We start from the raw sequence: 19,559 nt of genomic DNA, 5'->3' as shown, positions 1-19,559 counted from the left end.
GACCGGCGAAAGGTCAGCGCGCCGGCAGTTCGATGTCGGTCACTTCGCTGGGACGCAGCGTGTAGCTCGCCTCGCCCGGGCCATCGATGACCTGGCGGATGACGATGCGGCCGTCGACATCGAGGCCGACGAAGACGCCCTCGGCAACCCGGCCGCGCTCGGTGGTCACGCGCATGCTGCGGTTGACGTAGCGCTGCGGTGCGGACAGCAGGCGCTCGATGGCCAGGCGACCGCTTTCCGGCGCCTGCGGCACAGGGGCACTGGATTTCGCCGGCGTGGCGGCCGCAAGGGGGGCAGCAGCGACGTTCGACGCCTTCATCCGCGGGTAGCGGTCGTCCCGCACACCCCAGCCGCGCGTGGGGGTCTTCTCCAGCGTGACCTGCAGGTCCTGCGGCGCGCCGCCTACCTCGACGGTCAGTGCAACCTCCTGGGAGGCACGCTGGGTATCCAGGGCAGGCATGCGGGTGACGGCGACATCACGACGCGCAAAGCGGCGCTGCAGGTAGTCCTGCAGTACATAACGCAAGGTATCGCGGGAGTCGAAGCGGGTATCCACCTCGCCATCGCGATAGCGCAGGCGGTCGGTGAAGACTTCGATGGTGCCCGAAAGCGTGGTCTGCATCTGGGCCGGCAGCACCAGGTGGAAGGCGCCCTCCAGGCGGTTGGGAGCCTTCGGCGTCAGGTCCAGGTGCAGGCTGTAGCCACGCTGCAGACGGACCGCTTCGGGCAGGTCCTGGCTTGGCGCGAGCCAGCTGACTTCGATTTCCGGCAGGCGTCCCTTGTCGTCGGGCAGCACGTCCAGCCTGAGCGGGCCGCTGACCGGCGCAGCCAGGCGCACCTGGATTTCGCGGTGAGCGTAGAAGTCCTGGCCTTCGCGCAGGCTGAGCACACCGTCGATGAACTCGGCCTGTTCGGGCACGAAGGGCTGGCCATTCAGCTCCCCGCGCAGGTTGATCGCCAGTTCAGGCTTGGCGACCGCCTCGGGCTTGAGCCACTCCAGGCGGAGGATGGCCTCCAGGCGCGCACTGTCGCGGCTGGCCAGCATCGTCAGGCCGACCACCAGCGGAATGCAGCCCAGGGCCCCGAGGGCCACGGCGCTGCGGGCCAGCCGCCAGTGGATCAGGACGAACAGCACGGCCAGCGGCGGTAACAGGCTGGCAAGCCCCCAGAACAGGCTGCGCTCGAACGCGCGGGCAATCAGCCAGACGTACCCCGCGAGGATCAGCAGCAGGCCGAGCAGGATCAGCAGCGTATCCATTCAGGCGCCATCGACCTTGAAGTGCGCGCGAGCGGTGGCGATGGGTTCGGTGCGAGTGGTCTGCCAGGCGGTAATGGCGACGTTCGCCACGCGCCGGCCCTGGCGCCAGACCTGGCACTGCGCGTAGGTATCGCGGAAGTGCCCGGCGCGCAGGTAGTCGATGGAGAAGTCAATGATCTTGGGCATGTGCGGGATGCCCATGAACATCAGCAAATGCAGCAGCGCCGAGTGCTCCATGAAACCGGCGATCACCCCGCCATGCAGGGCCGGCAGCGTGGGGTTGCCGATGTTGTCCGGGTTGGCCGGCAGGTGGAAGATCGCATCGTCGCCCAGGCGCAGGCAGCGGATGCCGAGCAGCCGGGCATAGGGGATCGCGTCTATCAGCGGGTCGTAGTCCTTGCTCTCGTGCGCGGCGCGCACCATGGCCTCGATGTTCACCGTGGTCATCCCTGGCCCCCATCGACGTCGCGCTTCACCGAGCCGGCGGATACCGCCTTAGCCATGCGCATGAAGGTCCCGACCACATGGGCGATGGGTTCGCTGGGGTCGTCCTGATAGGCATAGCCACGGGTGAAGATGATGTTCGGGGTGACCCGGTAGCACTCGGCGAACCCGTAGACATCCTTGTGCGGCTGCGCCGGGTGCATGTAGTCGATACGCAGGTCCAGGGTCGGGCAGATCTCGAACTGCGGCAGCACGCAGACGGTGGAAATGCCGCAGGTGGTGTCCATCAGCGTGGTGATGGCGCCGCCATGAATCACGCCGGTTTCCGGGTTGCCGACAATGGCCTCGCTGTAGGGAAGCCGCAGGGTCAGGCCGGAGGCGTCTGCCGCATGCGCGCTGATGCCCAGCAACTGGCAGTGACGCAGCGCCGAAAGGAAGCGTTGGGCGCGCTCCAGGAGTGGGTTTTCGGACATGGGAGGGTCGACCGATTGACTGCACGGGGCCGCATCATACCCCGGTCGTTGTCACTCCTGCAGTGATGGAATACAGGGGCGCAGGAATATTCATTGAACTAATTCACACAAGCCTGGTTCAAAGGGCTAACACCAGGAAAGCCGCACATGGAGGCTCCGCATGAAAAAAACCCTTCCCTTCGCTCTGCTGATCGTTGCAGGTCTGGGCCTTGCCGCCTGCGACAAGAAAGAAGAGCCGAAAGCGCCGCCGGCACCGGCCGCGACCGAGCAGCCGGCTACTCCGGCGCCGACCACTCCACCGGCACCTGAAGCCTCCCCGGCCACTCCGGCTGCCCCGGCCACTGCGCCGCAGGAGCCCGCCGGCGACGAGCAGAAACAGTAAGTCGCTTGCGCTGCACAAGACAAGGCCCGCATTTTGCGGGCCTTGTCGTTTCTGCCGTTTGCCGCTCAGCCGCTGGGAGGAATGTCGTTGTCCCGTGGCGCGTCGCTCTGGGGCGTCGGCGTGTAGACCATCACATGGAGCACGCTGGAGTGGAATTCACGCTGGTACAGCACGCCCACTACACCCGCCGTCACCAGCATGAAGATCCAGGGGTTGATGAACCAGGCCAGCATCGCCAGGCCGAAGTAGTAGGTGCGCAGGCCCTGGTTGAACTGGTGCGCCGCCAGCGACACCACGCGTGCCGCGCGCTCGGCGAAGGATTTGCGCTCCAGCTCGCCGACGTTGCGCTCCCCCACCATGGGCGCCGAACCGATCAGCACCGCCGCGAAGTTGTATTGGCGCATGCACCAGCTGAAGGTGAAGAAGGCATAGACGAACACCACCGCCAGGCACAGCAGCTTCAGCTCTGAAAGCCCGCGAGTGGGCGGCGTCACGAAAGGCAGGTCGGCGAGCACCGATATCGTGCGCTCGGCCGAGCCCAGCAGGGTGAGGATACCGGCCAGGATGATCAGGGTGCTGGAAGCGAAGAACGAGGCGTTGCGCTCCAGGTTGCCGATCACGCTGGCGTCCGCCACGCGGTTGTCGCGCAGCAGCACGCGACGCATCCAGTCCTGGCGGTAGAGATGCAACACGCTGGCCAGGCACGCGGTGTCGCGGGCCTTGGTCTTGGCGTAGCGGGTGTAGCCGATCCAGCAGAAGAGGAACCAGAGGATGGCAAGCAGGTTCCAGAAATACTGGATGTCGAACAGGTCGACGACGTCGGTCATGGATTTCCTTGCGATTGGAGACGGAATGAAGTCGGTACGCAGCCGATAGACGCCAGTTTATCCCGCCAGGACACGCGCCCCCTGCGCAGGCTTACCGGTATGTGGCGCATGTCCGGGCGCGGGGGCCGCCGGGCGTTCACAAGCCTTCGCAGCCGCGCCCGGTGGGCGTGTTGCCCGGCACGCCCCTACCAGCGCAACAGACGCGGACCCAGGGCCAGGCCCAGCAGCGTAGGCAGGAGCATGCCGAGCAGGTACCACACGCCCCAGAAGGGAATGCCCATCTCCGGGCAGTGCAGGCAGTACGCCAGGGTCGAGGTAGCCCCGGCGAGCAGACCGCCAGCAGCACCGGCCAGGCGCAGCCGGGTGGGCGCCAACCCACGCAGCGCCCAGAAGACGGCGATGAATGTGGGTATCGAGAGCAACGCAATGTTCAGCGGGCAGGTGCGCCAGGTCTTGCCCAGTATCAGCCCGGCGCGCGCTTCGGCAGGCACCGCAGCCAGCTCCACCGCGCCACCCAGCCACACCAGCAGCACCGGCAGCCCGAGCAGTAGCCACGCAGCACCACCCTTCACTCCCGGCCGCGCCAGGCGGCTGCTCAACCCGTAAGCGATCAGCGCCAGGCCGCCGGGCAGCGCGACCTTGGCCCAGAACAGTGGAGTCCGCGCGACGTCAGCGAGGTCCGCGCGCACCCCATAGAGCGCGGCCATCAGCAGTATCGCGCCCAGGCCGCCGCCCAGCAGAGCCAGTGCAAAGCGCTTGCCCAGCGCTCGCCTATCGACCGCGCTTTCGCCGGCAGCCAGCAGGTCGATCAGTTCATTGGTCTTCATCGCTTCGCAACCCTCGGATCATATTCGCCAGGGCCTTCAGCCCGCGGTGGATGCCGACCTTCACGGCGGAACTGGAAAGCCCGGTCAGGCTTGCCGTTTCCTCTACAGATAACCCTTCCAGCTTCACATGGACGATCGGCAGGCGCTGCTTGTCCGGCAACTGCTGCAGCAGTTTGCCCAGATCGCGGCTGGCCTGCGCCGGCTGGTCGTCCTCGGTGGCGAACAGCTCGCCCTCATCGTCGTCCAGCGGATCATGCAGCGCTTCGCGACGGGCAAAGGCGCGGAAATGGTCAGCCAGCTTGTAGCGCGCAATCGCCTGCACCCAGGCCGTCAGTGGCTGTTCTGCGCGATAGGTGTGGCGGGCGTTGTGCACGGCCAGCAGGACTTCCTGCACCAGGTCCTCCACCTCGCCGGGGCGCTGCGCCAGACGGCGGCGCAGAAACGCGCGCAAGTGCGGGCCAAGGGCGGCGAGGAACTCGCGGTAGGCCGCCGCGTCACCGGCCATGCCCTGCATCAGCAGTGTCTGAAGCTGCGCTTCGCGCGCGATCAACACGTCCTGGCTGGTAGTTCGTTGCATCGGCCGTCCTGGTTACAGCGCGCAAGGAAAATCTTCCCGAGTCTGCCCCACGCTTGCTGGCAGATCGCCGGCCCGCAGAAAAAACAGGCAGCTGTTCAATACCTTAGGGCCGCCCCAGGGAAATCTCAAAAAAATCTTCAGGCGGCTGTAACCGGATCACCACTCCCGGCGAACTACTCGACAAGCCGCCGGAAATCTCTGTGCGGCCCCACCACCCAACGGGAGACCGCACCATGAAAAACCTCACCCTCGCCACCGCCGCCCTTGCCCTTGCTGCCCTTGCCGGGAACGCGCTGGCCGACGACATGAATACCAAGGCCAGCACGGGCGCGGCCATGGAGAAATGCTACGGCGTGGCCCTGGCCGGCAAGAACGACTGCAAGGCCGGCGCCGGCACCACCTGCGCAGGCAGCGCCAAGAAGGACTACGACGGCATGCACTGGAAGAACGTCCCGGCCGGCACCTGCGCCTCGATCAAGACGCCGCACGGCATGGGCTCGCTGACCCCGATGAAGTCCTGAGTGCAGGCTGCCGACCATGAACGTATCGACTCAACCGGGTGCCGGGCTTGGGCTCAAGGCCGAGCACTACGCCCAGGCGCTCGACTGCTGCGCGCGAGGGCTCTGGTTCGAAGTGCATCCGGAAAACTACATGGTCGGCGGCCCTCGCCTTGCCTGGCTGGAGCGGATCGCCGAACGGCATCCGCTGTCGCTGCACGGGGTTTCGCTGTCCCTGGCGGCGGACGCCGCCCCCGACAAGGCTCATCTGCTGCGGCTGCGCGCGCTGGTTGAGCGCGTGCAGCCCGTGCTGATCTCCGAGCACCTGGCCTGGTCCACCTGGCGCGGCCGGTACCTGCCGGACCTGCTGCCCTTCCCGCGCAGCCACGCGGCCCTGGCCCGCATCGTCGACAACATCGAGCGCACCCAGCATGCCCTGGGCCGGCGCATCGCCATCGAGAACCCCAGCCACTACCTTCGCCTCGACGGCCACGACTGGGACGAGATCGAATTCCTCACCGAACTGGCGCTGCGCACCGGCTGCGGCCTGCTGCTGGACATCAACAACGTGCATGTCAGCGCGCACAATCTCGGCTTCGATGCCAAGCGCTATCTCGACCGATTCCCCGCCGCGGCCATCCTGGAAATCCACCTGGCCGGGCACAGCCACGACGAGCGCGGCGAGCTGCTGATCGACTCCCACGACGCCCCCATCGCCGAACCGGTCTGGGAGCTCTACCAGCACCTGATCCGGCGCATCGGCCCGCGCCCGACGCTGATCGAGCGCGACGACCAGATCCCCGCCTTCAGCGAACTGCTGGCCGAGCGCGAAATCGCCCAGGGTATCCTCAACCGGGCGAAGGTGGCCGCATGAAGACGTCCCTCGGCAGATTCCAGGAAGCTTTCGTCGAAGCGCTGTACCAGCGCTCTCCCCCCGGACTGCAAGGTCTGACCGAGCAGGCCGGCTTCAGCGTCTACCGCAACACCGTGCTCAAGGGCTGCACCGACGCCTTGTGCGACAACTTCCCCAGTGTCGAACGCCTGGTCGGCACCGACTGGCTGCGCGGCGCGGCGACCATCCACGCACAGCAGACACCGCCGAACGACGCTCGCCTGGTGCTCTACGGCGAAGACTTCGCCGATTTCCTCGACGCCTTCGAACCCGCGCGCGAGTTGCCCTACCTGGCCGGCGTGGCGCGCCTCGACCGCTTGTGGCTGGAAGCCTACACCGCGCCACAGGAGCCTGCGCTGCAGTGGTCCGACCTGGCGGGCATGACCGCTTCCGACCTTGCCCCCTGTCACCTGCAACCCCGCGCCAGCGCGCGCTGGCGCTGGTTCGATCAACAGCCGATCTACAGCATCTGGCGCTACAACCGCGAAGCGCTGCCATTGCCCGAAGAGCTGCCCTGGCACGCTGAAGGCGCGCTGCTGGTCGGCCATGCCGAGGGCGTCACCTGGCAGGCACTGGACGTGGGCGGTTGCGCCTTCCTCGATGCCTGCGCCAGCGGTCATGACCTCGATCAGGCATCGACCCTGGCGCTCAGGGCGCAAGCCGACCTCGACTTCACGGTACTGCTGGGCAACCTGCTCGGCGCCGCCGTGTTCCAACCGCTGAAACTCACCTGAGGAAGCCGCCATGGACATCTCCCGCAGCCACTACCCGGGCGGCGCCCTTCGCCAGCACTGGAACACCATCGCCAGCCGCCTGCAGTCCCTGCTCAGCGACTCTTTGTTGTGCCTGGTGGCGCGCCTGGGGATCGCCTCGATCTTCTTCCTCTCCGGGCGCACCAAGGTCGAGGGCATCCTGACCATCACGCCGAGCACCTACGAGCTGTTCCAGACCGAATACGTGCTGCCGCTGGTGCCACCCTATATAGCCGCGCACCTGGCGACCTACGCAGAACACTTCTTCCCGGTCCTGCTGGTGCTGGGCCTGTTCACCCGCCTCTCCGCCCTCGCCCTGCTGGGCATGACTGCCGTGATCGAAGTGTTCGTCTACCCCGATGCCTGGCCGACGCACCTGTCCTGGGCCGGCCTGCTCCTGCTGCTGATTGGTCGCGGCGCGGGCGCCTGGTCGCTGGACCGGGCATTGAAGATCGGCTGACGGCATGGCGGCTCTCGTCGACGGTCATCCTGGCTTTCCCGGTTCAGCCGGTAGCGGTCATACTCGGTCTTTCTGGGACGAAACCTCTACCCGCCGATGTCCGACTCTGACCTCCAAGATGAACCCGATGCACGAAGCGTTTCCGCCGCAAGCAAGCGCACGCGGCGACTGCTTCGCTCGCGCTGGCTGAAATGGCGGCAGCACCTCGCGTTCTGGGTCGGCGCCCTGCTGGTGGGGCTGGTAGCCCTGGCTTTTGCGTGGCTGGCGGATCGCTCCTTCGGGTTATTCCAGCGGATGCTGCAGGTATCGCCGTGGCTGCCGCTACTGGCGACGCCGCTGGGTTTTGCGCTGCTGGCCTGGATCACCCAGCGCTGGTTCGTGAACTCGAAAGGCAGTGGCATCCCGCAGGTGATTGCCGCGCTGGAATCGCCATCGCGGCGATTCCGTGCGCAGGTGCTCGCCCTGCCGGTGGCGCTGGTGAGGATGCTGTTCACCCTCGGCGCCCTGCTGGTCGGTGGCTCGGTCGGCCGTGAGGGGCCTACCGTGCACGTGGGCGCCGCGGTGATCTACGCCTTCGGCACGCGCCTGGGCCTCCACGGCCGACGCACCGTGGCAGGGCTGATCCTGGCGGGCGGCGCCGCCGGCATCGCGGCAGCTTTCAACACACCCCTTGCCGGGGTGGTTTTCGCCATCGAGGAATTGAGCCGCACCTACGAGCAGCGCTTCAGCGGGCTGGTGCTGACCGCCGTACTGATCGGCGGCGTGGTCACCCTGGGCCTGATGGGGCACTACTCCTACTTTGGCGACATCAGCGGCGGGTTGCCCACGGGCTGGGGCTGGAGCGAAGTGCCCGCCTGCGCGCTGCTGGGCGGCGTGCTCGGTGGGCTCTACGTGAAGCTGGTACTGCCGGCGCAGCACGGCTGGATAGGCCGGATGTGCGCCGTGCGAGAGCGCTTCCCGGTGCGCTTCGCTGCTGTCTGCGGGCTTGCACTGGCACTGCTCGGCGTGATTTCCGGCAACCACGTGTTCGGCACCGGCTACGAGGAAACCCGCGCCCTGCTCGACGGCAACCCGGTGACCGACGCCAGCTTCCTGCTCTGGAAGTTCCTCGCCAACGTGGTCTCGTACCTGGCCGGAATTCCTGGCGGCCTGTTCTCGCCATCATTGAGCGTCGGCGCGGGGTTCGCGCCCGTGCTCTCCCTGCTGCCGGGCGTCAACCCGCAGACCTGTGCACTGCTCGGCATGGGCGCCTATCTGGCGGGCGTTACGCGCTCGCCATTGACCGCCTCGGTGATCGTGCTGGAGCTTTCCCACAGCCCGGACCTGGCCATTCCCATGCTCGCCGCCACGCTGCTGGCCGCGGCCATTTCCGGCTGGATAGCGCCGGTGTCGCTCTACCATGCCCTGGCCCGGCAGATTCTCGACAAGGTGGCGCCGAACAAGCCCTGAGTTCAGCGCACGACATGGAGGTAATGCAGGTGCCGCTCGTACTGGTCGAGGATGTCGGAGATCACATCGTCGCGGTTCCACCCCATCACGTCGTAATCCTGCCCTCCTTCGCGCAGGTGAACCTCGGCGCGGAAGTACTTGCGCGCCTCGGTGCCCTCGTCCTCCTCCAGTAGAACGAAGCTGGGGCTGGTGAAGGCCCGCGGGCGGACTTCATAGAGGAAATGGCCCTCCCCCGGCTGCGCCAGCTCCAGGGCCACGCGGCCATCCTCGCGCTCCAGCACCTGCACGTCATGGCCTTGCTTGCGCAACTCGGCGGCCACTTCCTCGCAAGCCGGCCGCACGACTTCGGCAATGAAGCGGGTCACGTGGGCACGCCGGGGGCGCATGGCAATACTGCGAAGGCGCCGTTGCCAACCGCCTTCGTGGTGTGGCGCATGCCGCGGCGCAGGCAGCGACTGGTGGCGCAGGCCGCGCCGCGTGGCATCCAGGTGCAGCGCGCGGAACAGTCCCCAGATGGACGCCAGCAGGATCGCCGAGAATGGCAACGCACTGGCGATGGTCGCTGTCTGCAGGGCCTTCAGCCCGTTCGCCAGCAGCAATGCCACCGCCACCACGCCAATGCTCACCGACCAGAAAATGCGCTGCCACAACGGCGAGTGGGAGTGCCCCGAGGACGCGAGCATGTCCACCACCAGCGCCCCGGAGTCTGCCGAGGTGACGAAGAACACCACCACCATCAGCACCGCCACCATCGACACCACGCTGGATAGCGGGAAGTGCTCGAGGAAGGCGAACAGCGCCAGGGAACTGTCCTGATCAACAACCGCCGCCAAGGTGGTCACGCCCTCGTTGAGGATCATGTGGATCGCCGAATCGCCGAACACGGTCATCCACAGCAGGGTGAAGCCGGCCGGGACGAAGAGCACGCCGCAGACGAATTCGCGGATGGTCCGCCCGCGTGAGATGCGCGCGATGAACAGCCCCACGAACGGCGACCAGGACAGCCACCAGCCCCAGTACAGCAGGGTCCAGCCGCCAATCCAGTCGGTCGGCTCGTAGGCATAGAGGTTGAAGGTCTTGTTGACGATGTCCGAGAGGTAGGCACCGGTGTTCTGCACGTAGGTCTGCAGCAGGAACACGGTCGGGCCGAGCAGCAGCACGAACAGCATGAGGATCACCGCCAGCGCCAGGTTCAGCTCGGAAAGGATGCGGATGCCCTTGTCCAGGCCGCTGGCCACCGAGAGTGTCGCCAGGGCGCAGGTCGCGGCGATGAGGATGATCTGCACCGTCGCATTCACCGGCAGGCCGAACAGGTGGTGGAAGCCACTGTTGATCTGCAGCACGCCATAACCCAGTGAGGTGGCGACGCCGAACACCGTGCCGAGGATGGCGAAGATGTCCACTGCATGGCCGATCGGGCCGTAGATGCGCTCGCCGATCAGCGGATACAGCGCCGAGCGCAATGTCAGCGGCAGGCCCTTGCGGAAGCTGAAGTAGGCCAGGATCAGCCCGACGATGGCGTAGATCGCCCAGGCATGCAGGCCCCAGTGGAAGAAGGTGATCTTCATCGCTTCGCGAGCCGCGGTGACCGTGCCCGCCTCGCCCACCGGCGGGCTGGTGAAGTGCATCACCGGTTCGGCCACGCCGAAGAACATCAGGCCGATGCCCATGCCGGCGGAGAACAACATGGCGAACCAGCTGCTGCTGCGATACTCGGGCTCGCTGTGATCGGGCCCGAGCTTGATGTCGCCGTAGCGACTGACCGCGAGGAACACCACGCTGATCAGGATCAGCGCCACCGCGAGGATGTAGAACCAGCTGGCGTTGGTGAAGATCCACTGCTGGATGTGTTCGAACTGCGTCTGGGCCTGGCTCTTGAAGAGCACGGCGTAGAGCACCAGCAGCAGGATCAGCGCCGCGCTGGTATAGAAGACCGGAGGGTTCAGGGTTGTCCTTGGCTTGCCGGATGAGCTCATCGGGAAGGTTTCTCCTGTGCAACGACATCGCGCGCACCAACCTGCAAGCCCCGGCGTGCGTGGCGGCACGCCGGTCCAAGGGTATCGCGTTCAGTACTCGTAAAGATTCGGTTGGCACCCTGCCCCGAACATCAAGGACAACGCGTGCCGCCGCTGGCGTTCGCTTGCGCCACCAGTTCGGCGAACTTGCGCACATTGGCCTGGTGCGCGACCACCAGCCCGTCCACGGTACCGTTGGCCACCGTCTGCAGGCTGCTACGGCAGCTCAGCGGTTTGTTCGATCCGGGCCGCTGCAGGCGCCAACGGGCATCGAGCAACGCGTACTGGCCCGGCACCGAATCGAAGCGCTGCACTTCCACGCGCAGCAATGCAGCGCCTGGCCCCGGAGCGCCGAGCTGGTCCTCCAGGGCATTGCGGAACTCGTCCACCAGGTTGGCGCCCCACCACTCGGTTTCCAGGATCGACAGCCCGCTGCCGCCCTGGCGGACGACAATCTGCGAGCGATCGACCTGCGGCGGCATCTCCACCCGTTCGACGCGTACCTGGCCGCTGGCGGGGCTGCCCGGCTGTGCGGGAACCAGCGTGTGGTAGTGGATCGGAGCGCTGCTGCAGCCCGACAACACGGGGAACAGTGCGGCCAGGAGCAGCATGGGCAGCTTCGGCATCTGAAGTCTCTCCTTGTACGCGAATCAGGGCTGCAGGTTGTCGGCGTTGGCGTTCTTCGGACGACCACGGATCAAGGATTCCGGGTGGCGCCCGAGGTAATCGGACAGGTCACGCAACGAGCGCGACATGCGGTCCAGCTCATCCAGGGTGTCGCTGAGCTTTTCCCGTTGCGGCGAGTTCTCGCCCAGCGCCGAGTTGGCCGTGGCGAGCGTGGTGCGCACCTCATCGAGCGTCCGGGTGACGCCCGGCAACGTCTGCGTATTGAACTGCTTGAGGCTGCCCTGCAGCTCACGCAGGTTGCCGTCGAGGTTGTTGGCGATACGCTCCAGCGGCAGCTTGCCGATGCGGTCGACCACCGCCTGCAACTGTTCCTGGAGTTTCGCCAGGCTGCTGGGCACCGTCGGGATGCGCAGCGGCCGCGCGCTGGCATCGAAGGCCACCGGCTTGGCGTCGGGATAGAAGTCCAGCGAGATGTACAGCTGCCCGGTCAGCAGGTTGCCGCTGCGCGCCTGGGCACGCATGCCGTGCTCGACGAAGCTGCCGATCACGCGGGTGACGCCGCCCTGGTCGCCCACGCTGCTGTTGAAGACCTTGAGCATCTTCTGGTGCACGGGCCCCAGACGCTGCGGGTAGATCACCGCATCGACCACCACCGGGAAAATCTGCAGCTTCTCGTCGTAGTCCAGCTGGATGTTGGTGACCTTGCCGAACTCGACACCCATGAACTCCACGGGTGCGCCCACGCTCAGGCCGCGCATCGACTGGTCGAAGCGCAGGCGCAGGTACTGCGGCAGGCCGGTGGGCGGAGCCAGGGCATTGTCGCGGTCGACGTAGAGGTCGAAGGCTTCGTTGTCCTGGGCGGCGGCCGTTTCCTCGCTGCCCTCGGGCGTGCCGAAGGCCAGCCCGCCGACCAGCAGCGCGGACAGCGATTCGGTGTTCACCTTCAGGCCGTTGGCGCTGACGTTGACGTCGACGCCACTGGCATTCCAGAACCTTGTGTTCTGGGTCACGAAAGCGTCGTTGGGCGACTCGATGAAGATGCCCAGGTCCACGCCCTTGCCATCGCTGCGCAAGGCGTAGGAAGTCACCTGGCCCACCGGAATCTTGCGGTAGTAGATGGGCGAGCCGATATCCAGCGAGCCCAGGTCGTCGGCGCGCAGGACGAAGCTCTTGCCCTTCTCCCCGTAGGTGATCGGCGGCGGCAGCTCCAGGCCGGTGAAGCGCTTCTTCGGCGCACTCGATTCACCGGCGTCGGCACCGATGAAATTGCCCGACAACAGCGTGTCGACGCCGGTCACGCCGCCAGCGCCGATGCGTGGCCGCACGACCCAGAATTTCGCCCCCTCGGTGGCGAAGGATTCGGCCTCCTTGTTCAACTTGACGCTGGCGGTGACGCTCTTCTTGTCCTTGGCCAGCTCGACGCCTTCGACCTCGCCGATCACCACGCTGCGGTACTTCACCTGGGTCTTGTGCGCGACCAGGCCCTCCCCCGTGCGGAAGGAGATCTCGATGGTCGGCCCCTGCTCCATCCAGTTGCGCACGATGAGCGAAGCGCCCACCAGCAGCGCCACGATCGGCACGATCCAGACCAGCGATACATTCCAGCGCCGCGTGCGTACCTGCGGCTGTCCGGGGGCGGCGTGCTTAGGGGTGTCCTGCTCCATCAATCGGATCTCCGTCGTCCCAGATATGTCGTGGATCGAAACTCATGGCGGAAAGCATGGTGAGGACCACCACCATGCCGAAGAACAGGATGCCGGCGCGCGGCTCGATGGTGCCCAGTTCATGCATCTGCACCAGGGCCGCCACCAGTGCGACGACCATCACGTCGAGCATCGACCAGTAGCCGATCAGCTCGACGAAACGGTATAGCTGCGAACGCTGGCGGCGTGCCCAGTTGCTGCGGCGCTGGGCAGTCCAGAGCAGCAGCCCGAGGGAGAAGAACTTGATCGCCGGCACGCCGATACTGGCAATGAAGATGATCAGCGCGATGTCCCAGGCGCCGCTTTCCCAGAACTCCAGCACGCCGCCACCGATGGTGCTGTCGATACCCTGGCCGAGCATCTCGGTGTGCATGACCGGCAACAGGTTGGCCGGCACGTAGAAGATCAGCGCCGCCACCAGGTACGCCCAGCCGCGGGTGATGGCATCGGCCTTGCGCGGGTGCAGGGGGGCACCACAGCGTTGGCAATGATGGCCGCCGCTGCGCGTATCGCAGGCGGCGCCGCAGCCGTGGCAAAGGCACAGGTTCAGCTGAGCGGCGAGCGGGGGCGTATTCATACCCGCTCCCAGAGATCGCGGATGTCCTTGCCGGCGATGTAGATGATCAGCACGCTCAGGGCGGCCATCGCCAGCAGGCCGATGCCGGGTATCACATCGAGCAGGCCGGCCAGCTTGATCACCGCGACCATGGTGCCCAGCAGGCAGACCTCCAGCATGCTCCAGGGGCGCAACGACTCCAGCCAGCGCATGCACCCGGCAAAGGCCGGCGCGCGGTGCCCGGCCAGGGCGAAGCCGAGTACCCAGATCAGCAGCGCTACCTGCAGCGCCGGCGCGAGGATGATGGCCAGCGCTGTCACCAGTGCGATGAAGGTGATGGGGCCGCTGCTCAGGATCATCACCGCGTCCCACAGCGTCGCCGAATTGCTCAGGCCCTGCATGCTGATGGTCATCACCGGGTAACTGTTGGCGAAGGCCAGCAGCACCGCGCCGGTCAGCGCCAGCGCCAGGCGTTGCTGCACGGACAGTGAGTTGTGCCGATGCAGTACCCCGCCGCAGCGCACGCACAGGGCACGCTGGTGTCGCTGCAGTGGCTGGCGTTCGTACACCGCATCGCAGTACTCACAGATGATCAGGTCGCTGGCTGCTGCCATGGGCGCTCTCGTGGTGAGCCGGCGCACGGCGCCGGCCAGGGAAATCGCTATCCACGACGAGAGCCTGGGCACAGGCTCTGGAGCGATCCGCATGAAGTCAGCACAAGACTAGTCGAGGATTTTCGATGGTGGGGGTCGCGCGGCGAAATCGCACTAAAGAGAAAGTCGTTCCACACTCCACTGCATAACGGCAGCTCGGCATTCACCGTCCATACTGCACGGACGCCACTTCGACAGGGAGCCGCGTCGATGCTCGATTTTTTCCTCCACGCCTTGCGCGCCAACCCCGAGATTGCGGTGTTCCTGGCGATCTCCCTGGGGGTTCTGCTGGGGCGGATCCAGATCGGCAGCTTTCACCTGGGTTCGGTCTCCGGCGCGCTGCTGATGGGCCTGCTGATCGGGCAGATCGGCCTGGAAGTTCCCCATGAGCTGAAGTCGGTGTTCTTCGCGCTGTTCATCTATGCCGTCGGTTTCAAGAGCGGCCCGGAGTTCTTCGGCAGCCTCAATCGCGGCACCCTGAAGCTGGTACTGCTTTCCGTGGTGCTCTGCGCCACTGCCCTGGGCGTCATCCTCGGCATGTATCACCTGTTCCACTTCGACGCCGGCTTCACCGCCGGCCTGGGCGCGGGAGCGCTGACCGACACGGCGATCATGGGCACCGCCAGCAGCGCCATTTCCCAGCTGGCCATCGACGATGCCGCCAAGAGCCAGCTCAATAGCCACATGGCGGTGGCCTATGCCATTACCTACCTGTTCGGCACCATCGGCCTGATCGTCTTCGTCGGCAGCATCGCGCCGAAGCTGCTGCGCGTCGACCTGCGCCAGAGCGCGCGCGAGCTGGAACGGGAGCTGGGCATCGAGCGCGAAGAGAACGCCATCAGCATTCCCTACACCCGCATCGTCGTCCGTGCCCATCGTGCCCAGTCGGCGGCAGCGATCGGCCAGCGCATCGCCGATGTCGAGGCGCTGCACGCCGCGCTGAGCGTGGAGCGGGTCATCCGTGGCGGTCAGATTCTCGAGCGCGACCCGCAATTGCGACTGGAGAGCGGCGACATCCTCGGCGTCTACGCCCTGCGCGAAGCCGTGGCCGACCTCAACGACTGGATCGGCCCGGAAATCGACAACCCCGACAGCATGTCCTTCGCCACCCGCGATGCCGATATCGTCCTGACCTCGCCCCGGCTGGCCGGCAAGACCATCCACCAGATCAAGACGCTGCTGGTCGGCGCCGACCGAATGGGCTGCTACATCCGCTCCATCACCCGGCAAGGCCTGGAGCTGCCGCTGCTGCCCGACACCGTGCTGCGCCGTGGCGACGTCATCACCCTGGTCGGCCGCACGGCCAGCGTCGAGGCGCTGGCAGCGCAGATCGGCCGCATCCGGGCGAGCAACTACAAGAGCGATATCGCCATCCATACCCTGGGCATGGTCGTGGGGTCGCTGGTCGGCATGCTCTCCACCCACATCGGCATGATTCCGGTAGAGCTGGGCATCGGTGGCGGCATGCTGCTCGCCGGCCTGCTGATCGGCTGGTACAACTCGCGGCATCCCGAAGTCGGCGCCCTGCCCCCGGCCGCGCAATGGGCCTTCTCGGAGTTCGGGCTGACCGCCTTCGGCGCCGTGGTGGGGCTGCTGGCCGGTCCGGCCGCCATCGCCGCGATCCAGAGCCAGGGCGCGGCGCTGCTGCTCTCCGGCGCCCTGGTGACCATCATCCCGCCGCTGGTGACGCTCTACTTCGGCCGCTACGTCCTGGGGCTGCATCCGATGATCCTGTTCGGCGCCCTGGCCGGCGCGCAGACCGAAGCGGCCTCGATGAACAAGATCATCGAGCAGTCCGGCAGCAATACACCGGTCATTGGCTTCACGGTGTGCTACGCCATTTCCAACGTACTGCTGGCGGTGTGCGGTCCGATCATCGTCGCCGTCACGGCGGGCTGAGCCCGCCATCGGTTCACCGGCTGCGTTGCGCTGTCGTCGGCCGGCTTCCCCAAGGAGGTCGAAATGCTGAAGTTCATCCGCACCACCATCGCCGGTGGCCTGCTGTTCATCCTGCCGCTGGTGCTGCTCTTCATTCTGATCGAAAAGGCCATCCACCTGCTCACTCCACCGGTGCAGAAGATCCTGCCACTATTCACCGGCTTCACCGCCTGGGGTGTCACCTCGGTAACGCTGGCCTGCATCGTTCTGCTCCTGTTGCTGTGCTTTCTCGCCGGGTTGCTGGCAAGGACCCGCGCCGCGGCGGCCTCGCTGCGCACGCTGGAAGACCGGCTGCTGAGCAACTTGCCGGGTTACCAGTTGCTCAAGGACGCCACGGCGCGCTTCGCCGGAATGGACGAAGTGGAAGGCGCCAAGGTCGGCCTGGTGGGGGAGGACGTCGGGTTTCGTTTCGCGCTGATTCTGGAAACTCGGGACGACTGGCTGCTGGTCTACCTGCCCGATGGCGGCCCTGCCGGTGGCACCGCCGGGGAAGTGCGGATGGTGCCGGCCGGCTCGGTGCGTGTCACCGACATTCCCTGGCTGCCCCTGCTAGCTTGCCTGCGCCGTGGTGGCCGAGGCGCGCTGGAACTGGCGGCACGGCACATGAACCCGGCTGAGCCTGACGCTCAAGGCGAGCCCAGGAACCATCGGTAATAGGGATTGTCGCCGTCATCGATCGCCACCTGCCGCGCATCCCGTGCCCAGGCCTGGCGGTCGCCCCGGTACGCGTGCAGGCTCAGATCGTAGAAGCGTCGCAGCCGGGCCCAGTAATCGTCGACTGACGCGCGGACCGATGGCACGGCGTTCTCCAGTGGCGGTGCCGTGCGCAGGGCCAGCAGCGTTGGCAGCACACGGGCGATTTCCTTGGAACGTACCCACGGCGCATATTCGATTCGCGGCTGGTCGTCGGTGACCGGCAACGCATCGCCGGCATAGCGCTCAAGGCCCGCGCGGTCGGTCACCCAGGTGGCCAGCAGCGCTTCGACCGAATCGATCCCCACCTCTCCCAGCGCAGCGGCCACATCGGGCTGTTCGAAGCGTTGGCGGATGGTCGTCACGTCCAGATGCAGAGGCTGCTGCGAGCCCACCAGGAGCATTTCATGGAACTCGGTCGTCCAGAGCGTGGCATTGGGGAAGACATCGATGAAGCTGCGCACCAGGGAGCGGCTTTCCTCATCGTTCTGCGTCGGCAGCGGCAACCACTGGGCGACTATGCCGTCCTCCTCCAGCCGCGACGCCGCCAGCTCATAGAAGTCCCGCGAATACAGGTTGACCACCCCGGCAGCCGAGGGCGGTGGCGGTTCGAGCGTGATCATGTCGTAGCGCTCGGCGCTGCGCAGCAGCTCACGCCGACCATCGCGCAGGCGGATATCCAGGCGCGGGTCGTGGATCGCGTCGAAGTTGCCCTTGAAGCGCGGGGCGGCGGCCAGTACCTCGGGCAGCAACTCGGCCACCACCGGGTGCTGCAGGTCGCGATAACGCAGCATCGCGCCCGCGGTAATGCCCGTGCCGAAACCGATGACCAACGCAGAACGCGGCTCGCCGTTATGGATCAGTAGCGGCAACAGCGCTTGCAATCGCATGTAGCGCAGCGACGGCATGGCGTCGCCGGTGTTGGAAACACCCTGGATGTAGAGACGGCTGAAATGGTTGTCGCCCCGGCCCTGCTCGATCACCGCCACCGTGCCGCCGCGGCCCTCGGCATAGAAGCTGATCTGACCGTTGCGCGCCCCCGGCATCAGCTGCGCCAGATGCTGCGCTGGCGTCAGTGCGCCGATGGCCAGTGTCAGGACCGCGACCATGGCGACGCCAATGCGCGGGACCTTGCCCACGCCATCCCCCCGCCAGACTGCCAGCAGGCCGATGAGCGCAGCCAAAGCTCCGAGGACCGCCAGGGTACGCACCAGGCCGATCCCCGGCACCAGGACGAACCCCGTCAGCATCACGCCGACGATGCCGCCCAGGGTATTGAGCGCCACCACCACGCCCACATCGCGCCCCACGTGCTGCTGGTCCACCGCCAGGCGCAGGGCGATGGGGAACGCGGCCCCCAGCAGGGTGGTCGGCAGGAACACCACGCACAGCGAGGCCACGGCGAAGCGCGCGCACATGCCCGCCAGTTCGCTGCCACCGGCCTGCAGCACCAGCCATTCGGCGCGGGTCTGCAGGCCGACCAGCCAGCTACCCAGCCCGGCGACCTGCAGGATGGCCAGCAACCCGGCCGCCGCGATGAGCAGGCCGAACAGGCTCCAGGGGTCGCGAACGCGGTCCGCGCGCCGGGCATACAGGGCGCTGCCCAGCACCAGGCCGCAAAGATAGGTGGCCAGCACCACGGCGAAGGCAAAGGTACGGGTGCTCATGAACTGGACGATGGATTGCGTCCAGACCACCTCGTAACCCAGCGCGACGCCACCCGCCACGCAGTAAAGAGCGATGGCCAGGCGCGCCGCCTTGCCGCGCGGAGCGGTCAGCGATTCACCTGCGATCACTGGCGTGGCGGGCTCGCGCCGCAGCGTCAGCGCGCCTGCGGCGGCGATCAGATTGAACACGGCTGCCGCAAAGGCGCTCGCCAACACGCCAAGCATCGGCAGGAAGACGAACGCCGCCATCAGCGTGCCGGCGATGGCGCCGGCGGTATTGGCGGCGTACAAACTGCCGCCCGCGCGTCCCATCTGCCCGTCGGCGGGCTCCACGGCGCGCACCAGCACCGGCAGCGTGCCGCCCATGAAGAATGCCGGCACGCCCACCAGCACCAACGGCAGCGCCCAGGCCAGGATGCCGAAGGCTTCCTCCAGAAACGCGAAAGCGCTGGCGGCATTGGCCAGCGCCACGGTAGACGCGACGGCCAGCAGCGCCACCAGGACCTCCAGCGCTGCATAGAGACGCAAAGGCCGCGCCAGCCGATCGGCGAGCCGCCCGAAAGCCAGTCCTCCCAGCGCCAGGCCGGCGAAGAAGGCGCTGATCGCCGTGGTCACGGCGTACACCTCCACACCGACCACCAGCGACAACTGCTTCACCCACAGCACCTGGAACACCAGCGCCGCACCGCCGGAAGCAAACAGCAGCAGAGCCGGCATCCACATGGCCAGCCGGCGCGGAACGCCAATGGCGGCCTGTCTGGCGGGGCGAGCATTCATGGTCGACGAACTGGCAGGTGACGGCATCGGGACAACCTTGTCGAACAGAAGAATCCCCGCGACAGCGGTGCTGTCGCGGGGATTGAGGTGGG

Annotated in this window: 20 protein-coding genes; 8 read left to right on the top strand and 12 right to left on the bottom strand. The window is 66.6% G+C overall.

Going from position 1 to position 19,559, the window contains the following annotated elements:
* Nucleotides 1-13: 13 nt before the first annotated feature.
* From LDJ84_RS13060 to LDJ84_RS13050, 3 genes are read right to left on the bottom strand one after another with little or no spacing between them, the layout of a single operon-like run.
* Complete coding sequence (locus tag LDJ84_RS13060) at nucleotides 14-1,258, bottom strand: MFS transporter (protein WP_226046431.1); 1,245 nt, start codon at nucleotides 1,256-1,258, stop codon at nucleotides 14-16.
* Nucleotides 1,259-1,705, bottom strand: coding sequence for a PaaI family thioesterase (locus tag LDJ84_RS13055; protein WP_024762426.1), 447 nt, complete (start codon nucleotides 1,703-1,705; stop codon nucleotides 1,259-1,261). It abuts the gene before it with no gap.
* On the bottom strand, nucleotides 1,702-2,175 hold the full coding sequence (locus LDJ84_RS13050) for a PaaI family thioesterase (protein ID WP_226046430.1): 474 nt from the start codon (nucleotides 2,173-2,175) through the stop codon (nucleotides 1,702-1,704). Before LDJ84_RS13050 ends, LDJ84_RS13055 begins: the two co-directional genes overlap by 4 nt.
* Nucleotides 2,176-2,335: 160 nt before the next feature.
* Here LDJ84_RS13050 and LDJ84_RS13045 point away from each other — a divergent pair, with 160 nt between their 5' ends.
* Nucleotides 2,336-2,557 carry a hypothetical protein gene (locus LDJ84_RS13045; RefSeq protein WP_024762428.1) on the top strand — a complete coding sequence of 74 codons (222 nt, stop codon included), beginning with the start codon at nucleotides 2,336-2,338 and terminating at the stop codon, nucleotides 2,555-2,557.
* Nucleotides 2,558-2,622: 65 nt separating this feature from the next.
* Here LDJ84_RS13045 and LDJ84_RS13040 read toward each other — a convergent pair whose 3' ends face one another.
* From LDJ84_RS13040 to LDJ84_RS13030, 3 genes are all read right to left on the bottom strand, one after another.
* A complete protein-coding gene (locus LDJ84_RS13040) occupies nucleotides 2,623-3,384 on the bottom strand; it encodes a DUF599 domain-containing protein (RefSeq protein ID WP_084357640.1) in 762 nt (253 codons plus the stop codon).
* A gap of 185 nt (nucleotides 3,385-3,569) precedes the next feature.
* Complete coding sequence (locus LDJ84_RS13035) at nucleotides 3,570-4,211, bottom strand: DUF1109 domain-containing protein (protein ID WP_024762430.1); 642 nt, start codon at nucleotides 4,209-4,211, stop codon at nucleotides 3,570-3,572.
* Complete coding sequence (locus tag LDJ84_RS13030; protein WP_037013131.1) at nucleotides 4,198-4,788, bottom strand: sigma-70 family RNA polymerase sigma factor; 591 nt, start codon at nucleotides 4,786-4,788, stop codon at nucleotides 4,198-4,200. The genes LDJ84_RS13035 and LDJ84_RS13030 overlap by 14 nt, the downstream gene beginning before the upstream one ends.
* A 233-nt stretch (nucleotides 4,789-5,021) precedes the next feature.
* Between LDJ84_RS13030 and LDJ84_RS13025 the strand changes: the two genes are divergently transcribed.
* The 5 genes from LDJ84_RS13025 (at nucleotide 5,022) to LDJ84_RS13005 (ending at nucleotide 8,838) form a co-directional block, all read left to right on the top strand.
* Nucleotides 5,022-5,309 (top strand): DUF2282 domain-containing protein, encoded by a 288-nt coding sequence (locus LDJ84_RS13025; RefSeq protein WP_024762431.1) that lies wholly within the window; start codon nucleotides 5,022-5,024, stop codon nucleotides 5,307-5,309.
* 16 nt (nucleotides 5,310-5,325) lie between these two features.
* Nucleotides 5,326-6,159: a DUF692 domain-containing protein gene (locus LDJ84_RS13020; protein ID WP_084357637.1), complete on the top strand. Its 834-nt coding sequence runs from the start codon at nucleotides 5,326-5,328 to the stop codon at nucleotides 6,157-6,159.
* Entirely contained in the window at nucleotides 6,156-6,911 is a 756-nt protein-coding gene (locus LDJ84_RS13015; RefSeq protein ID WP_024762432.1) for a DNA-binding domain-containing protein, read from the top strand. The genes LDJ84_RS13020 and LDJ84_RS13015 overlap by 4 nt, the downstream gene beginning before the upstream one ends.
* A 10-nt stretch (nucleotides 6,912-6,921) precedes the next feature.
* Nucleotides 6,922-7,389 carry a DoxX family protein gene (locus LDJ84_RS13010; RefSeq protein WP_037014890.1) on the top strand — a complete coding sequence of 156 codons (468 nt, stop codon included), beginning with the start codon at nucleotides 6,922-6,924 and terminating at the stop codon, nucleotides 7,387-7,389.
* Nucleotides 7,390-7,614: 225 nt separating this feature from the next.
* Nucleotides 7,615-8,838 carry a chloride channel protein gene (locus LDJ84_RS13005; RefSeq protein ID WP_401035575.1) on the top strand — a complete coding sequence of 408 codons (1,224 nt, stop codon included), beginning with the start codon at nucleotides 7,615-7,617 and terminating at the stop codon, nucleotides 8,836-8,838.
* A 2-nt stretch (nucleotides 8,839-8,840) separates the two neighbouring features.
* On the opposite strand, the gene LDJ84_RS13000 is transcribed toward LDJ84_RS13005, so the two are convergent.
* The 5 genes from LDJ84_RS13000 to LDJ84_RS12980 all read right to left on the bottom strand — a co-directional run bounded on the left by LDJ84_RS13000 (nucleotide 8,841) and on the right by LDJ84_RS12980 (nucleotide 14,353).
* Nucleotides 8,841-10,814 (bottom strand): BCCT family transporter, encoded by a 1,974-nt coding sequence (locus LDJ84_RS13000; protein WP_226046429.1) that lies wholly within the window; start codon nucleotides 10,812-10,814, stop codon nucleotides 8,841-8,843.
* A gap of 131 nt (nucleotides 10,815-10,945) precedes the next feature.
* Nucleotides 10,946-11,479, bottom strand: coding sequence for a membrane integrity-associated transporter subunit PqiC (locus LDJ84_RS12995; protein WP_226046428.1), 534 nt, complete (start codon nucleotides 11,477-11,479; stop codon nucleotides 10,946-10,948).
* 24 nt (nucleotides 11,480-11,503) lie between these two features.
* Nucleotides 11,504-13,144: an intermembrane transport protein PqiB gene (locus LDJ84_RS12990; protein ID WP_024762436.1), complete on the bottom strand. Its 1,641-nt coding sequence runs from the start codon at nucleotides 13,142-13,144 to the stop codon at nucleotides 11,504-11,506.
* Nucleotides 13,125-13,760, bottom strand: coding sequence for a paraquat-inducible protein A (locus LDJ84_RS12985; RefSeq protein ID WP_024762437.1), 636 nt, complete (start codon nucleotides 13,758-13,760; stop codon nucleotides 13,125-13,127). The genes LDJ84_RS12990 and LDJ84_RS12985 overlap by 20 nt, the downstream gene beginning before the upstream one ends.
* Complete coding sequence (locus tag LDJ84_RS12980) at nucleotides 13,757-14,353, bottom strand: paraquat-inducible protein A (RefSeq protein ID WP_024762438.1); 597 nt, start codon at nucleotides 14,351-14,353, stop codon at nucleotides 13,757-13,759. Before LDJ84_RS12980 ends, LDJ84_RS12985 begins: the two co-directional genes overlap by 4 nt.
* 249 nt (nucleotides 14,354-14,602) lie before the next feature.
* On the opposite strand from LDJ84_RS12980, the gene aspT reads away from it, so the two are divergent.
* Nucleotides 14,603-16,291: an aspartate-alanine antiporter gene (aspT, locus tag LDJ84_RS12975; RefSeq protein WP_226046427.1), complete on the top strand. Its 1,689-nt coding sequence runs from the start codon at nucleotides 14,603-14,605 to the stop codon at nucleotides 16,289-16,291.
* Between the two features lie 63 nt (nucleotides 16,292-16,354).
* The gene (locus LDJ84_RS12970) at nucleotides 16,355-16,984 is read left to right on the top strand and encodes a hypothetical protein (protein ID WP_065084760.1); all 630 of its coding nucleotides are present in this window, start codon (nucleotides 16,355-16,357) and stop codon (nucleotides 16,982-16,984) included.
* Here the strand turns inward: LDJ84_RS12970 and LDJ84_RS12965 are convergent.
* The gene (locus LDJ84_RS12965; RefSeq protein WP_226046426.1) at nucleotides 16,957-19,467 is read right to left on the bottom strand and encodes a fused MFS/spermidine synthase; all 2,511 of its coding nucleotides are present in this window, start codon (nucleotides 19,465-19,467) and stop codon (nucleotides 16,957-16,959) included. The two genes, LDJ84_RS12970 and LDJ84_RS12965, sit on opposite strands and share 28 nt — an antisense overlap.
* Between the last annotated feature and the right edge of the window lie 92 nt (nucleotides 19,468-19,559).

Source organism: Pseudomonas sp. HS-18 (assembly GCF_020401845.1).
Classification (GTDB): domain Bacteria; phylum Pseudomonadota; class Gammaproteobacteria; order Pseudomonadales; family Pseudomonadaceae; genus Pseudomonas; species Pseudomonas nitroreducens.
This window is presented reverse-complemented; position numbering and strand designations above follow the sequence as displayed.